The sequence below is a fragment of the Sinomonas atrocyanea genome, assembly GCF_001577305.1.
Taxonomy (GTDB): domain Bacteria; phylum Actinomycetota; class Actinomycetes; order Actinomycetales; family Micrococcaceae; genus Sinomonas; species Sinomonas atrocyanea.
Genome location: NZ_CP014518.1, coordinates 529,859 through 543,418 on the forward strand (window position 1 = coordinate 529,859; position 13,560 = coordinate 543,418).

At 72.4% G+C, this 13,560-nt stretch carries 15 protein-coding genes, 1 tRNA gene and 1 other RNA gene; 8 read left to right on the forward strand and 9 right to left on the reverse strand.

What is annotated here, in order from left to right; all coding sequences use genetic code 11:
* Window positions 1-47: 47 nt before the first annotated feature.
* Together SA2016_RS02535 and SA2016_RS02540 are read right to left on the reverse strand one after the other, a co-directional pair.
* Complete coding sequence (locus SA2016_RS02535; RefSeq protein WP_066494924.1) at window positions 48-578, reverse strand: hypothetical protein; 531 nt, start codon at window positions 576-578, stop codon at window positions 48-50.
* A gap of 136 nt (window positions 579-714) precedes the next feature.
* Window positions 715-1,176: a MarR family winged helix-turn-helix transcriptional regulator gene (locus tag SA2016_RS02540; protein ID WP_066494926.1), complete on the reverse strand. Its 462-nt coding sequence runs from the start codon at window positions 1,174-1,176 to the stop codon at window positions 715-717.
* 78 nt (window positions 1,177-1,254) lie between these two features.
* On the opposite strand from SA2016_RS02540, the gene SA2016_RS02545 reads away from it, so the two are divergent.
* Both SA2016_RS02545 and SA2016_RS02550 read left to right on the forward strand, forming a co-directional pair.
* A complete protein-coding gene (locus tag SA2016_RS02545; RefSeq protein ID WP_066494928.1) occupies window positions 1,255-1,479 on the forward strand; it encodes a hypothetical protein in 225 nt (74 codons plus the stop codon).
* 59 nt (window positions 1,480-1,538) lie between these two features.
* Window positions 1,539-1,769 (forward strand): hypothetical protein, encoded by a 231-nt coding sequence (locus SA2016_RS02550; RefSeq protein ID WP_066494931.1) that lies wholly within the window; start codon window positions 1,539-1,541, stop codon window positions 1,767-1,769.
* A 102-nt stretch (window positions 1,770-1,871) separates the two neighbouring features.
* Here SA2016_RS02550 and SA2016_RS02555 read toward each other — a convergent pair whose 3' ends face one another.
* The 6 genes from SA2016_RS02555 to ffs form a co-directional block, all read right to left on the reverse strand.
* A complete protein-coding gene (locus tag SA2016_RS02555; protein WP_066494934.1) occupies window positions 1,872-3,185 on the reverse strand; it encodes an aspartate kinase in 1,314 nt (437 codons plus the stop codon).
* Between the two features lie 142 nt (window positions 3,186-3,327).
* Window positions 3,328-3,585: a hypothetical protein gene (locus SA2016_RS02560; RefSeq protein ID WP_066494937.1), complete on the reverse strand. Its 258-nt coding sequence runs from the start codon at window positions 3,583-3,585 to the stop codon at window positions 3,328-3,330.
* A gap of 53 nt (window positions 3,586-3,638) precedes the next feature.
* The gene (locus SA2016_RS02565; protein ID WP_066494940.1) at window positions 3,639-4,664 is read right to left on the reverse strand and encodes an isopenicillin N synthase family dioxygenase; all 1,026 of its coding nucleotides are present in this window, start codon (window positions 4,662-4,664) and stop codon (window positions 3,639-3,641) included.
* A gap of 76 nt (window positions 4,665-4,740) precedes the next feature.
* Window positions 4,741-5,340: a recombination mediator RecR gene (gene recR / locus SA2016_RS02570; protein WP_066494943.1), complete on the reverse strand. Its 600-nt coding sequence runs from the start codon at window positions 5,338-5,340 to the stop codon at window positions 4,741-4,743.
* 9 nt (window positions 5,341-5,349) lie between these two features.
* Window positions 5,350-8,328: a DNA polymerase III subunit gamma and tau gene (locus tag SA2016_RS02575; protein WP_084249244.1), complete on the reverse strand. Its 2,979-nt coding sequence runs from the start codon at window positions 8,326-8,328 to the stop codon at window positions 5,350-5,352.
* A gap of 53 nt (window positions 8,329-8,381) precedes the next feature.
* Window positions 8,382-8,478: signal recognition particle sRNA small type (gene ffs, locus SA2016_RS02580), an RNA gene on the reverse strand.
* 148 nt (window positions 8,479-8,626) lie between these two features.
* On the opposite strand from ffs, the gene SA2016_RS02585 reads away from it, so the two are divergent.
* The 4 genes from SA2016_RS02585 (at window position 8,627) to SA2016_RS02600 (ending at window position 11,534) form a co-directional block, all read left to right on the forward strand.
* Window positions 8,627-9,412, forward strand: coding sequence for a hypothetical protein (locus SA2016_RS02585; RefSeq protein ID WP_141305493.1), 786 nt, complete (start codon window positions 8,627-8,629; stop codon window positions 9,410-9,412).
* 133 nt (window positions 9,413-9,545) lie between these two features.
* Window positions 9,546-9,630, forward strand: a tRNA-Ser gene (locus tag SA2016_RS02590).
* A gap of 208 nt (window positions 9,631-9,838) precedes the next feature.
* Window positions 9,839-11,008, forward strand: a complete 1,170-nt coding sequence (locus tag SA2016_RS02595; protein WP_157089102.1) for a M23 family metallopeptidase — start codon at window positions 9,839-9,841, stop codon at window positions 11,006-11,008.
* A 22-nt stretch (window positions 11,009-11,030) separates the two neighbouring features.
* A complete protein-coding gene (locus SA2016_RS02600; RefSeq protein WP_066494949.1) occupies window positions 11,031-11,534 on the forward strand; it encodes a glutathione peroxidase in 504 nt (167 codons plus the stop codon).
* A gap of 42 nt (window positions 11,535-11,576) precedes the next feature.
* On the opposite strand, the gene SA2016_RS02605 is transcribed toward SA2016_RS02600, so the two are convergent.
* Complete coding sequence (locus SA2016_RS02605; protein WP_066494950.1) at window positions 11,577-12,476, reverse strand: Cof-type HAD-IIB family hydrolase; 900 nt, start codon at window positions 12,474-12,476, stop codon at window positions 11,577-11,579.
* A gap of 107 nt (window positions 12,477-12,583) precedes the next feature.
* Here SA2016_RS02605 and SA2016_RS02610 point away from each other — a divergent pair, with 107 nt between their 5' ends.
* Entirely contained in the window at window positions 12,584-12,883 is a 300-nt protein-coding gene (locus tag SA2016_RS02610) for a type II toxin-antitoxin system VapB family antitoxin (RefSeq protein ID WP_066494952.1), read from the forward strand.
* Window positions 12,884-12,890: 7 nt separating this feature from the next.
* Entirely contained in the window at window positions 12,891-13,526 is a 636-nt protein-coding gene (locus SA2016_RS02615; protein WP_066494955.1) for a LytR C-terminal domain-containing protein, read from the forward strand.
* Window positions 13,527-13,560 lie beyond the last annotated feature (34 nt).

Consider the following 13,560-nt stretch of genomic DNA (forward strand, 5'->3'; position numbering starts at 1 on the left):
TCGCCGTGCGCGCCCCTCAAAAGTGGACAGGAAGGCACGGGCTTCCGCTAGACGGCCCCGCCGGGCGCCCCAAGGAGCGGGGTCGCGATCGCCCAGGCAGAGATGCCGCAACCGTCGGTGCGGGTGAAGCGCCGGTCCACCCGGGCCCCGTTGACGGTCCCGGTCACCGTGGCCACCTCTGGCCCGCCGTACTGCTGGGTGCACAGCTGGTCCCTGGGCGGGGGCGCGAGCACCTCCGGGCGGGCCGCGATGAGGGCGCAGGCCGCGGCGGCGGTGGGATGAGTGCTCCCCAGGAGCACGTCCGCGCCGGAACAGCGCAGCGTCCACCGCTGCTCCGGCCCGCCCGGAGAGCGCACGACGACGACCTGCAGCTCCGCCGTCGCCGCGCCCGGCGTCCTGCCGGCCCCGGTGGTCGGCGCTGGGCTCGACGCGCCAGCCGAGGGCCCCGAGGTCGCCGACGGCTCCGAAGGGCCCGTGCCCGGCGACCGCTCCGGCCCCGGGGAGCACGCGGCGAGGAGCACGGTGGCGGTGGCGAGCCCCAGCAGCGCCGGGGCCACGAGATGACCGGTGAACCGCATGGCTTCCCTCCCTCCGGGCTGTCTCCACTGTGCCACGAAGGGCACCCCGCAGACTCCTCAGCGGTGCGGAAGTGACTCCTCGGCGGTGCGGAAGTGACTCCTCAACGGGAGGCGCGGGAGGGAGGGCGGGGGCGGGTCAGGCGGAGGCGTCTGCCGCCCGGCTGGCCTGGGCGGCGGCGATGAGGCGGGTCATCGACCCGTGGAGCTCGGCGGCCTCCTCGCGGCTGATCCCGAGCCGCGCCATCATCGTGGTGGGCACCGAGAGCGCCTGCTCCCGCAGGGCCGTGCCCTTCGGGGTCAGCGCGACATCGAGCGCGCGCTCGTTGCCCTGCTGCCGAGCCCGCGTGAGCAGCCCCGCGTCCTCGAGCCTCTTCAGCAGCGGCGTGACCGTGGCGGGCTCGAGGAGGAGCGCCTCGCTGATCTCCTTCGCGGTGCGCGGGGAACGCTCCCACAGGGCCAGCATCACGAGGTACTGGGGGTGGGTGATGCCGAGCCGGTCGAGGACGGGGCGGTAGGACGCGACGACGCTGCGGCTCGCCACGCTCAGCGCGAAGCAGAGCTGGCGCTCCAGGAGGAGGTCGTCGTCGGTGTCGGGCATCGCAGTCTCCTATTGGTTAGTGCACTAATGATCACGGTACTATGCAGGGGAAGGATCCGTGGAAAGGGAGGACGGCCAATGTCGGGGGAGAACTTCGCGCAGAGGTTCATGCGCACCACCGGGAAGCTGCGGTTCTTCTTCGGGCCGGCCAACCGCAGCTCGGCCACGCACGAGATGACCGAGGCGAACAAGGACCTCCTCGTCCGGCGCCAGGCCGAGGCGCAGCAGTTCGAGACCGTCACGCGGCCCGACGGCAGCACCTACGTGGTCCCCAAGGACCCCGCGGACCAGTCCCTGCGCTGACCCTCTCCCTGCGGCACCCCCGGACGTACAATGCCCGTACCGGAAGGGGGTGATGAGAGATGCCCCACTCGCACAGGGTCCTGAACGCGTTCACGCACGTCGCCGACCGCGCCGCGGCGGTCTGGGGTCCCGCCTCGCACAGCGATCTCGGCGCGCCGGTGGTCCACAAGCACGACGACTTCGAGCGGGCCTCCGAGTCCGAGCTGCTCACGTTCGACGTCGAGACCGACTCCGAAGGACACCACTACGCCGTCCGCAAGGACGAGAAGCCCCCGATGACCCACCACTGAATCCTGCCTGCAGACCGGGGCACGCACGACGACGGCCGGCACCTTCCGCGCGGAAGGTGCCGGCCGTCGTCGTGGGGCTATCGGCGAAGAGCGTCGGGCCGGTCAGCGGCCGGTGCCGCCGTAAACCGTCGCCTCGGACTCGGCGTCCAGGTTGAAGGCCGAGTGGATCGCGCGGACGGCGGCGTCGAGGAGGTCGGCGCGGGTCACCACGGAGATGCGGATCTCCGAGGTCGAGATCATGTTGATGTTGATCCCGGCATCGGAGAGCGCCTGGAAGAACGTGGCGGAGACGCCCGGGTTGGAGCGCATGCCGGCCCCGATGAGGGAGAGCTTGCCGATCTCGGCGTTGTACTCGATGTCCTCGAAGCCGATCTCGCCCTGGGCCGCCTTGAGGGCCTCGAGGGCATCCGCGCCCTCGACGATGGGCAGCGTGAACGAGATGTCCGTCTTGCCGCGCCCGAACGTGGAGATGTTCTGCACGATCATGTCGACATTCGCGTGCGCCTTGGCGATGACCTGGAAGATCGCAGCCGCCTTGCCGGGGATGTCCGGGACGCCCACCACGGTGACCTTGGCCTCGGAGCGGTCGTGCGCGACGCCGGAGATGATGGGCTGTTCCAAGGCGACTCCCTCGCTGATGGTGATCTTGTCGTCGGGGCTGGGCAGCACCCAGGTCCCCTCATGCTGGCTGAACGAGGACCTCACGTGCAGGGGTACCCCGAAGCGGCGCGCGTACTCGACGCAGCGCAGGTGGAGGATCTTGGCGCCCGAGGCGGCGAGCTCGAGCATCTCCTCGCTCGAGATGCGGTCGATCTTCTTCGCGGTGGGGACCACGCGGGGATCCGCGGTGTAGACCCCGTCCACGTCCGTGTAGATCTCGCACACGTCGGCGTCGAGGGCGGCGGCGAGCGCCACGGCGGTGGTGTCCGAGCCGCCCCGGCCGAGGGTGGTGATGTCGTGGCTCTCGCGGCTCACGCCTTGGAATCCGGCGACGATCGCCACCGCGCCCTTGTCGAGGGCAGTGCGCACCCGGTGCGGGTCGACGTCGATGATGCGCGCCTTGCCGTGGATGCCGTCCGTGATCATGCCGGCCTGCGAGCCCGTGAAGGAGCGGGCCTTCGCACCGAGCTTGTTGATGGCCATGGCTAGCAGGGCCATGGAGATGCGCTCCCCGGCGGAGAGGAGCATGTCCATTTCACGTGCGGGTGCCTGGTCCGTGATCTGGCTCGAGAGGTCGAGGAGTTCGTCGGTCGTGTCGCCCATGGCCGAGACCACGACCACGACCTCGTGGCCGGCCCGCTGGGTGTCCACCACGCGCTGGGCCACCCGCTTGATGCCGGCCGCGTCCGCGACGGAGGAGCCGCCGAACTTCTGGACGATCAGCTGCCGGGCAGGCACTTCGAGGGGCAACGACATGCGGGCACACTCACAGGGGTCGAGGGCGGCGGGAAGGGACCCACACATTCTATCGGGCGAGGGTGGGGCCGCTGAATCATGACGGTCGTGCTATGCGTCCCGTTCCGCTGCGGAGCGGCGCGTCCTGCGCGTCGCCGACCAGTCAGGTGTCTTTGCCCTCGACCTCGTCGTCCTCGTTCTCGTCCGGGGCCTCGCGGTCGGTGTAGTGCCCGGGTGTGTGATCGGTGCCCGAGTGCATGGTCCCGTCGGGAAGCTCTTCGTCGGTGTACTGGCCCACGTGCTCATCCGGCGACACGGTGGCGTCGCCGCCCTTGTAGTAGTGGCCGCGTGCCTTGTCGGCGTGGGCATCTCTGCCGCTGTCGTAGTAGTGACCGCGGGGTTCGGGCTGGTCTTGTCCCATGCGTCCACTGTAGGTCCGGCAGTGCCCTGTGGGCACCTGCGCGTGTGTGCCGTTCAGCCGACGAGGTCGGGGTAGTGGAGCCGCGCCGTCTGCGGATGGGCGCGCAGCCACCCCTTGAGGACGTTCTCACCGTAGGAGGAGAGCATCGGGTTGTCGGGATCGTCGGAGACGCCGCGAGCCTGCGCGGCGAGGTCGGCGGGAAGCTCGACCTTGTCGATGACGGCGTCCAGGCGCGGGGACCAGAAGAACGGCACGGAGTAGCGGTCCACGCCCGCGGCCGGGGCAATGACGCGGTGGATCGTGGCCATGAGGTAGCCGTCGGTGGCGACTTCGAGCATCTCGCCCAGGTTCACGACGAGGGCGCCCGGCGTCGGTGGGACGTCGATCCATTCCTCCTGCCCGTAGGGCTGGACCTCGAGGCCCCCGACCCCGTCCTGCAGCAGCAGGGTGACGAAGCCGTAGTCCGCGTGCAGGCCCACGCCCTGCTGGCCGGCCTCGGGCACCACCCCGGTCCCGACGTAGTGCACGAGCTTGCCCATCCACGCCGGCGTCCCGGCGAAGGGCTCGGCGAAGTGGTCCTCGGGCAGGCCGAGCGAGGCGGAGATGGCGGAGAGGAGCTCCGCCCCGACCGCGGACATGAGCTCTGCCCATTCCATCGCGGCCTTCTCGAGCGCGGGGAACCCTGCGGGCCACTGGTTCGGCCCCTGGAGGCGCAGGTAGGGCTGGTCGGCGGGGACCTGCTCGAGCGGCGCACGCTCGGGGCCGTAGTCGATCTGCTCGCGGGCGTCCGCGCGGCCCCGCGTCACTTCGGTGCCCAGGCGCGTGTACCCGCGGAACTGGGCGGAGGTGCGGTTGTCGAGGGCGAGGCGCTCGTCCAGCGGCAGGCGGAAGAACTCGGCAACGGTGTCGAGGAGCTCCTGGTCCTGTCCCGGGCGCCCCCCGTAGCCGACGATCTGGAAGAAGCCGACGCTGTGGGTCGCGTCGCGCAGCGCGTCGAGGAACTCGGGTCTGAAGCCGCCGTCCGCGCCCCTCGCGGTCGAGAGGTCGAGGACCGGGATGGACGTGCGTGCAGTGCTCATGGATCCAGCATGCGCCCGCCCTCGGCCGGCACTTAACAATCTGTCATAAAGTTCCGGCGCGCTACTATGCCCTCGCTCAGCCGATGGCGCTGCGCCGGCCCTCGAACGCCCGGCCCAGCGTGACCTCGTCCGCGTACTCGAGGTCGCCGCCCACGGGGAGCCCGGACGCGAGGCGCGTGACCTTGACCCCGATGGACTTGAGCATGCGCGCCAAGTACGTCGAGGTGGCCTCGCCCTCGAGGTTCGGGTTCGTGGCCAGGATGATCTCGGTGACCTGCTCGTCGTTGAGCCGGGTGAGCAGTTCCCGGATGCGCAGCTGGTCGGGGCCGATTCCCGCGATCGGATTGATGGCGCCGCCGAGCACGTGGTACCGGCCGCGGTAGGCCCGGGTGCGCTCCACCGCGAGCACGTCCTTGGACTCCTCCACCACGCAGATCACGCTCGGGTCCCGGCGGGGGTCGCGGCAGATCGCACACGTGTCCTGCTCCGAGACGTTCCCGCAGATCTGGCAGAACTTCACGCGCTCCTTGACGCCCACGATCGCGGCGGCGAGCCGCTTCATGTCCTCGGCGTCGGCCTCCAGGATGTGGAAGGCGAGCCGCTGGGCCGACTTGGGGCCGATGCCGGGGAGCCTGCCGAGCTCGTCGATCAGGTCTTGGACTGCGCCTTCATACACCCCACTACGCTACCGCGGGGGAATGACAGTGCCGTCCAGGCCCCGCTCCTCGATGAGCTTCCCGCCGAGGATCCGCTCGACCGCGGCCCGGCCGAACAGGGTGGACTGCTCGATCGTCTCGTCATCGGCGCTCGCGACGTCCTCGACGTACTCCCGCGGTGCCTGCTGCGGCTGCGCGTGCACCTGTTCCGCGGCGGCCTTGCGGCTGAGCCGCTCGTACATGCTCAGCTTCCGGCCCGACTCCTGGCCGGACGGGCCGCGCTGCGGCGGCTGGGCTGCGGCGGGCTCGTACGTGCTCCGGGCGGCGACCGCCGTGGCGGCCGGGGCCTGCTGGGGACCGCCCGCCGGCCCCGGTGCCGCGGCCTCACCCGGTACGGACGACGACGCCGGGCCGGCTGCCGCCGCACCGTCACCGGAGCGGGTGTTCGGTTCGGCGCCGATGGTCCACACGCCGGGGGTGCTCTCGCGGGCGTAGGCCCACGGATCCTTGGGGGCCTCGGCAGGAGCCGCGGGCTGCGTCCCCCGCGGTCCCTGGCCGGGCGCCGTCGCACCAGGCGCCGTGCCGCCGGGCGCGGCGGCTGCCTGGAGCCGGGGCGCGGGCGCCGGGGGCTGGGTGGCCCGTCGGGGTGCTGGACGGCCCTCGTCCTCGGGGTACGGCTCGTCCCAGTCCCCGGGCGGCTCCTCATCGGAGAAGGGGATGTCGTCGTAGGGAGTGGGCGTCGCGGCGGCGGCTCGCGGGCCGGGCACTGTCGGGCGGCGCCCTGCAGGCTCTTCCGGTGCGGGCTGTTCCGGCACGGGTTCCTTCGGCGCGGCATCCCTCAACGGGCTCTGCGCCTGCGGCGCCCTCGCTTGCGGGGCGTCCACCTCCGGGGCGGCGGAGTTGCGGGGGGCCCGAGGGGCCGCCGCCGCTGCCGGCGGAGCCGGGGAGGGTGCCGGCTGCACGGGCGCGGCTGGCTGCGGCCCCGGGGCAAGGCCCCAGGCGATGTCGGCGGCGGAGGGTGCGCTGCTGGCCGGTGCGGCCGGCGGCTCGGCGGACGCAGGGGAAGGCGCCGCGGCGGAGGGGCCGCTGGGAGCAGCCGGATCCCTGCGCGGGGCGGTTTCGGGCGCAGGAGTGCCCTGCTGCGGCTCAGCCGGCGCTTTTGGGCGCTGCCCGCCCCCTGCCGTGGCCGGGGTGCCCGGGCCGTTGCCGCCAGTGACCGCATCGATCTGGCAGTCGACGCCCAGCACGGTCTTGATCGCCGTGTGCAGGTTGGCGGAGTGGTCGCCGCGGGTGAAGGCGGACGCCAGGCCCGAGGTCCCGAAGGCGAGCGCGAGCGTGCGGCCGTCGAATCCGGCGACCGACGCGTTCGGCCCCACGAGCGCCCACGTGCTCCGCTTGACCTTGGCGAGGGCGTCGAGGATGTCGGGCCAGGCGCGGCGGAACATCTCGACGCTGCCCGCGCCGCCGTGCTGCGCCTCGGGAGTCTGGCGGGACTCCGGCTCGGCTTCGCTGTGCGTGGCCGCCGGGGGCTCGCTGCGCGGGGCCGCCGGCTCGGGAGCAGCCGCTGGTTCGGCATCGCTCCGCTCGGCCACCGGCTCCGGGGCTGGGACGGGTTTCGGCTCCGCTTCCCTGTGCGGGGCCACCGGCGCCGGGGTGGGCGCGGCGGGCTTCGCCTCCGCTTCCGTGGGCGGGGCGACCGGCTCTGGGGCGGTGACGGGCTTCGGGGCGGTGACGGGCTTCGGCTCCGCGTCGCGGCGCGGGGCCAGCGCACGCTCGACCACCGGGGGTTCGTGGCGCTCTGCCGCCGGGACAGCGGCGGCCGGCCCATCGCCGTCGTGCGCGAAGGAGAGGCGCCGCTCGAGGCGGTCCACGCGCGCGGCCCAGCCCCTCTCGGTGGCATCGGCCGCGGGGAGCATGAGGCGCGCGCACAGGAGCTCGAGGTGAAGGCGGGGTGAGGTCGCCCCGGTCATCTCGTTGAAGGCGCCGTTGGTGACGTCGGCGGCGCGCGAGAACTCCGCCGCGCCGAGGTTCTGCGCCTGGACGCGCATGCGCGCGAGCTGGTCGGCGGGGATGCCGCGCAGGATCGACTCGGCCGCGTCCGGCAGCGCCTGGACGATGATGAGGTCGCGGAACCTCTCGAGCAGGTCTTCGACGAAGCGCCGCGGATCGTGGCCGGTCTGGATCACCCGATCGACGGCGCGGAACACGGTCCCCGAGTCCCCGGCGGCCATGGCGTCGACGACATCGTCGAGCAGGGCCGCGTGCGTGTAGCCGAGCAGCGCGACGGCGAGCTCGTAGTCGATCCCGTCGGTCCCGGCGCCCGCCATGAGCTGGTCCAGCACGGACAGGGAGTCGCGCACCGAGCCGCCGCCGGCGCGGACCACGAGGGAGAGCACCCCCGGCGCCACCGGAACGTGCTCCGCCGTGCACAGCTGCTCGAGGTAGGCCATGAGGGGCTCGGGCGGCACGAGCCGGAACGGGTAGTGGTGAGTGCGCGAGCGGATGGTGCCGATGACCTTGTCCGGCTCCGTCGTGGCGAAGATGAACTTGATGTGCTCCGGCGGCTCCTCGACGATCTTCAGGAGCGCGTTGAAGCCGGCCGAGGTCACCATGTGGGCCTCGTCGATGATGAAGATCTTGTAGCGGTCGCGGACCGGGGCGAACGTGGCGCGCTCGCGGAGGTCGCGGGCATCGTCGACGCCGCCGTGGCTGGCCGCGTCGATCTCGATGACGTCCAGCGAGCCGGCGCCGCCGCGGGCGAGCTCGACGCAGCTGGGGCACACGCCGCAGGGCTCGGGGGTGGGGCCCTGCTCGCAGTTGAGGCAGCGCGCCAGGATGCGCGCCGAGGTGGTCTTGCCGCAGCCGCGCGGCCCGGAGAACAGGTAGGCGTGGTTGACGCGGTTCTTCCGCAGCGCCGTCATGAGCGGCTCGGTGACGTGCTCCTGCCCGATCACGTCCTGGAACGTGTCCGGCCGATACCGGCGGTAGAGGGCGGCTGGAGCATTCACGTCAGAAACCCTACCAATCGGGGCCGGTGCCCGGCCCGGTTATCCACAGGTACGGAAAAGGCCCCTCATGCACCCGCCAGAGCCCACTTACCCTTGCTACCTTCCGGTCCTGGGGGAGTTCAGCAGGATGACGCCACATGAGGGGCTGGAATCCATCGTAGCCCAGTTCCGGGCGAGTCCCGAATCGGGTCCTGCGGGGTGTGCGGGCGCGACACGCAGGGCGCTGCCCACGCGCGTGATATGCAGTGATCGGGCCCCGCACCCGGGGTTCCTCAAGAGCATGGAACAGGGGGAAGCCGTGGGGAATATCGCATCTGTGGGGGCCACGCGGGCGGGGGCCCGCAGGCTCGGTGTCGGGACGATGGGGGCCATCGCGGCGCTCGCGCTGGCCGGGTGCGGGGCCGGCCAGGCTCCGCCGCCTGCCGGGACCAGCTCGGCGGCGTCCGCATCTGCCGGCGGCTCCGCATCGGCCTCGGCTCCGGCGTCGGCCACCGGCCTCGCGACCGCGTCGGCCGCTCCGAGCAGCGCCGCGCCGCCGTCTGCCGCGCCGTCTGCCGCGCCCCCGGCGGCCCCGGCGCTGAAGAAGTTCACGTTCCCCGACGGGCACCTCTCCTTCGAGTACCCGGCCGGCTGGTCGGTGAGCGTGGCCCAGGGGCCCGTGCTCCCCGACGGGGGCCTGGACTCGAAGATCGCGACCGTCCGCGACGCGACAGGCAACGAGCTCGCGACCGTCCACTCGGGCATGTACGCGGGCGGGGCGGCGGGGCCGGTCAGCAGCAGGACGATCATCGAGCAGGCCAGGGTGCCCCTTCCCGACCAGCGGGGACAGGCGGTCTATGCCTTCTACGCGGACGCCACCCCGGATGGCCGCACGTGGTACAGCATGGGCATCGAATCGGGGCCGCTGAGCGCCTCGGACAAGTCCACGACGGGCGGAGCGGTGGAGCTGCCGAACGGGTTCCTGCTGGCCCACGTGGTGTTCGCCGACGCGCCATTCGGCAGCGTCGCGGCGGCGAAGGCGTGGTACGCCTCTGCCGAGGGGGAGCAGCTGCGGGCGCTCTTCCTGAGCCTCGCCTACGCCTGATCGCGGCGCGCACGACGGCGGGCGGCGGCTCCCGCGGGGACGCGGCACCCCCGTCGTGCGCCGGCCTCGGGACCCCGATTCGGCGGAGGGGCCGCCGTCGGGTATTCTGGAGCCTGCTCTTGGGAGCACACTTGGAGGATTCGCCTAGCGGCCTATGGCGCACGCCTGGAACGCGTGTTGGGTTAACGCCCTCGGGGGTTCAAATCCCCCATCCTCCGCGCTGCGATGTCCTGGAACATCGAGAACGCCCCCGGTCCTCGGACCGGGGGCGTTCTGCGTCGGGGGAGCGGGCCTGTACGACACGGGGCTAGCTCACAATTCCCAGCCGATCCACAGGCTCTCGGCCCTAGTCAGCCGCGGGCGGCGGTGCGGAAAATGTGAGGGTGCGTCGGGCTGCGGCGACGCACCGACTGATTGGGGAGTCTGATGGCCCGTGGCCTCTGTGCATCATTGACCCGCCTGCGCGCCCGGATGGGCGCCGGCATCGCGGCTGCAGCAGCCGTCCTCGTCTTCAGCGCCGCTCCGGCGCTGGCGGACGACGTCTTTCCAGGACCGATCACCGCCGACCCGAGCGCCGTCGTGCCGTTCTACAGGACGGCGGTCGGGTCGCTCGCGGCGGGCCACGTCTCGCCGGTGCTCGTCGCCCAGGCGAACCTGCAGCGGCCCGCGGAGGGGAAGCTCTACGCCCCGCTGACCACGCTCACGCCCACCTCCGGGTTCGGGTACCGGGTCAGCCCCCTCAACGGGCAGCCGGGGGAGTTCCACTGGGGCCAGGACTTCGCGGCCCCCTGCGGCACCCCCGTCTACGCGGCCGATTCGGGCGTGGTCCGCGCCGCCGGCTGGCACCCCTGGGGCGGCGGGAACCGGGTCGAGATCGACCACGGCGACGGGCTCGTCACCACCTACAACCACATGCTCGGCGCCGCCGTGAAGACCGGCGAATCGGTCGAGGTGGGCCAGGTGATCGGGCTCGTCGGCGAGACCGGGTCGGCGATTGGATGCCACCTGCACTTCGAGACCATCAAGGACGGCAAGTACGTCGACCCGATGAGCTTCACCCTGATCCCGCTCGCGCAGCATGGCACCCTCGGACCTGTCCAGGTCACCGACTACACGCCGAAGGACGGCAAGTCGACCAACGAGCGGCAGAACTGGGCCATCCCGGTCCTCACCGGGGAGCCGGCACCGGGCGAGAGCATCGCCCCCGCACCGACAGCGCCGACCCCGCCGCCGCTCAAGGACCCGACGCCGGCCGGTCCGCCCGCTGCCCCGCCGAGCACGGCCACGGTGCCGCCCGCTGGCGGTTCGCAGCCCAGCACGGCCAGCCCGGCGCCGTCGCCCGCTCCGAGCAGGACGCCCGCTCCCACGACGGGCCCGACCCCGACGCCCACCACGGCCCCGACCACCCCGCCGCCGACGTCGAGCCCCACCTCGAGCGCGACGCCGACCCCGACGCCCACGGCCAGCACCGCGACGTCGGCGCCGGCGATGACGGCGACGGCGGTCCCCACCTGCACGGCCACGCCCACGCCGACGGCGACCCCGACGGCCACCCTGACGCCGACGCCCACCGCCACCGTGTCGGTGGCCTGCTGACGGGGGAGCCTAGACTGGGCCGGTGAGCCTGCATGAGATTGCCCTGACCCTCAACGACGGCACCGAGACCACGTTCGGCGCGTTCGCGCAGCGCGCCGTCCTCGTGGTGAACGTCGCCTCCAAGTGCGGGTACACCCGCCAGTACGACGGCCTCGAGGCCCTCTACCGCGAGTTCAAGGACCGCGGCCTCGTGGTCCTCGGGGTCCCGTGCAACCAGTTCGCCGGCCAGGAGCCCGGTACGGACGAGGAGATCGAGGAGTTCTGCCGGGTCAACTTCGGCGTCAGCTTCCCGCTCGCCGCCAAGGCCGATGTCCTGGGCAAGAATCAGCACCCGCTCTACGCGGCGCTCACCCAGTACCCGGCCGGCGACGACCTCGGGGAGAAGGTCAAGTGGAACTTCGAGAAGTTCCTCGTGAATCCCGAGGGCGAGGTCGTGGGCCGGTTCCGGTCCTCGGTCGAGCCGGACTCCGCCGAGCTCCGCGACGCGATCGAGGCGGTCCTCCCCGCCGAGGTCCCGGCCCGCTGACGCGGTGACGTCGGCGTCCCACGCGGTGACGTCGCGGGGGCGTCAGTCGGCGAGGGCCAGCGCGTCCCGCCACCGCAGCAGGAAGGCGAGGCCGGCGTCGTCGTGGATCACCTCCGGGCCGAGGCCGAGGGAGGCGGACGTGAGGATCCGGTACGGCTTCTCCGGCACGCCGTCCGCAGGGCGGACGTCGACGTGGGCCACGACGTGGTCGTTGTGGTGCAGCCAGTCCGCCATCGCGTAGTCGGTGCGCGAATCGCCCATCGTGTACCACGCCTCGGGCACGATCCCGTCGCGCCGCAGCCGCTCGCAGGCGCGCGCCGCACCGAGGTCCTTGCCGAGGCGCACGGACTCGATGTCGGTGGAGATGATCGTGGGGTCCACCCGGTAGTCCACCGAGTCGTCGCTGCCGGGGACGTGGTGGTCCAGGCGGGTGGCGCCCAGCCCGTGGCGCGCCATGAGGCCCATGGCATCGGCGTCGAAGCGCTCCTGCTCCGCCCGGTAGTCGGCGTTGGAGACGTCCACGCGCTGCTCCACCGAGACCATGGCGCGCTTCGTCTCGTCGAAGAACATGTGGCCGCTGTAGCTCGCGGCCACCAGCCCGCGGACGTCGTCGGCGAAGGCGGAGGGGACGGCCAGGCCGTGGTCCACGTGCACCGTGCCCGCGCCGCGGGCGGTGAACGAGAACCAGGTGGCGCCCTTCTCGCACACGGCGTGCACCATGAGGTCCTCGGGCATGCCTGCGGCCACCATGGGGTCCATGACCTGCTCCCGGATGAAGGCGTCCGAACGGCCCGTGTTGAAGACGATCGGGATCCCGGCCGCGCCGAGTTCGTTCAGCAGGGCGATGATCTCGGGCTTCACGGTGCGGGTCACCGGGCTCGCGATCGGGCCGTCCACGTCGAGCAGCAGGGCAAAGGGCGGTGCGGTCTCCATGCGCCCCATTCTTCCATTGGGGGCGGCCGCCGGAGCGCGATAACCGTTTGGCCACAATGCCCCCGGGACACTCCGGCGCGCTGCCGTGCCGATGCCCGCGCCCCTAGGCTGGAGCCGTGATTTTCAAAGCGGTGGGCGAGGGGCGCCCGTACCCGGACCATGGCTACAACACGCCCAAGGACTGGGCCGCCCTGCCGCCCCGCCCGGTGCGTCTGGACGAGCTCGTGACCACCAAGCGCACGCTCGACCTGGAGGCGCTGCTCGCCGAGGATTCGACGTTCTTCGGGGACCTGTTCCCGCACGTGGTGCAGTACAGGGGCGTGCTCTACCTCGAGGACGGCCTCCACAGGGCGGTCCGCACGGCGCTCCACCAGCGCACCGCGATCCACGCCCGCATCCTGGACCTCGACGCGTGAGGCCACCGTGTCCCGCCGCCCCCAGGACCTGAGCCAGTACCACGGACACCACGTGGTGAACGGCACTGAGCTGCGCACCCAGTTCGAGGAGGAGCCCGACCCGAGCGAGCGGGCCAGCCGCAAGTGGCGCAGGATCCGCCACGGCATCGCCATCACCCTTCTCGTGGGGATCGTAGTCGCCGGAGCCGGCATGGCCTGGGCGGTCCTCTCCGGGCGCCTCGCCCTCCCGCAGCCGGCGTCCCAGCCCACGGTGGCCACCTGCCCCGCCGGGAAGTACGACTACCTGCCGCCCGCCAAGGTCGCGGTCAACGTGCTCAACGCGGCCGGCAAGGACGGCCTCGCCGCCCAGATCGCCGGGGAGCTCAAGGCGCGGGCCTTCGCGGTGAAGACCGTGGGCAACGATCGCCTCGCCGTCGCCGCCCCCGCGGTGGTGCGCGGCGGCTTCGCGGGGGAGGCCGCCGCGTTCACGCTCCAGCGCAACGTGCCGGGCAGCATCTACGTCCGCGACGGCCGGGCCGACGCCAGCGTGGACCTCGTCCTCGGCCCGTCGTTCAAGGCCCTCACAGCCCCTGGACTCGTCGACCAGACGCCTGGGCCGATCGTGTGCACCCTGCCGACTGGGACTGCGGGCGCCGGCGGCTGAGCGCGGCCGGCGAGCACCGCTGTGGAGCGCTGCC